The sequence below is a fragment of the Microbacterium sp. UBA3394 genome, from assembly GCF_002358725.1.
Classification (GTDB): Bacteria; Actinomycetota; Actinomycetes; order Actinomycetales; family Microbacteriaceae; genus Microbacterium; species Microbacterium luteum.
Genome location: NZ_DEPK01000069.1, coordinates 5,887 through 7,114, shown reverse-complemented (window position 1 = coordinate 7,114; position 1,228 = coordinate 5,887). Strand labels below are relative to the sequence as shown.

Here is a 1,228-nt window from a genome sequence, read left to right as displayed (position 1 = left end):
CCGGCTGCGCTTCGGGCGCGGTGCCGTAGGACGCGACCAGCTCGAGCTCCTTCTTGCGACCGGGCAGGAAGATCCACACCACGGCGGCACCGATCGCGATCGCGATCGCGCCGACCGCATAGGCCGCGATCGACCCGGTCTCGAGACTCTGCTGGGCCGCCTGAAGGATCTGATCCTTGTACTGCGGGTACTGCTCGGCGACCTGCAGCGCCGACGCGTAGGACGCCTGGAGGGCGGCGGTCACCTGCGAGCTGATGCTCGACGCATCGCCCGACTCGGCGATGAGGTTGCCGAAAGCACGCGCGAAGCCGGCCGCGAGGATCGCGCCGAGCACTCCCTGCATGATCGATCCACCGAGGTCGCGCTGCAGATCGGCCGTCGCCGAGGCCATGCCCACCCGGCGGACGGGCGTCGACTCGGTGATGGCACGCGAGGCCGGTGTCATCGCGAAGCCGGCACCCACACCGATCGACAGGTACGCGACGCTGACGAACCAGAAGGGCGTGTTCTCGTTCCAGAAGAGCATGGTGATGAAGCCGACGAGAACGAAGACGTAGCCGACGAGCATCGTGAATCGCGACCCCCTCGTGAGCACCAGCTTCGCCGACTGCGGTGCGACCAGAAGCAGTCCGACGCCCGCAGGGATGATCGACAGAGAAGCGTCGAGGGTGGAGTAGCCGAGGATGTTCTGCTGGAACTGCTGGCCGACGAACATCGCGCCCATGAGGGATCCGAAGACGATGAGGCCACCCGTGGCCGGTGCCCAGAACATGCGTCTGCGCGCGACGGAGAGGTCGTAGAGCGGAGACCGCGCGGTCGCCTGGCGCCAGCCGAATACTCCGATCAGCAGAACCGAAGCCGCGAGCAGGATGCCGCCGAGCGTCGCGGTGTCCGGGGCGAAGACGGTCGCCAGACCGAGCACGAGCGCGGCGATCATGAACACCGAGAGCACGCCGCCGGCGTGGTCGACGGGTTCGCTCGACTCGGCGACGTGCGAGGGAACGAAGATGAGCACGAGCACGAAGGCGGCGAGGGCGAAGGGAACGGCAAGGAGGAAAGCCGACCCCCACCAGAACCACAGCAGGAGGACACCGGCGAGCACGGAGCCGATGACCGTGGCGGTCGCGCTCACCGCCGACCACAGGGCGATCGCGAGCGTGCGCTGGCGCCCCGGCGCCCACAGCGCGGTGATCAGCGACAGCGTTGTGGGATACGCCATGCCTGCGGC

At 68.2% G+C, this 1,228-nt stretch carries 1 protein-coding gene; it reads right to left on the bottom strand.

The features are described from left to right. Nucleotides 1-1,219: MFS transporter (locus B4E30_RS04045; RefSeq protein ID WP_286793609.1), on the bottom strand; the 1,219-nt coding region annotated here is incomplete at its 3' end. Nucleotides 1,220-1,228: the final 9 nt, after the last annotated feature.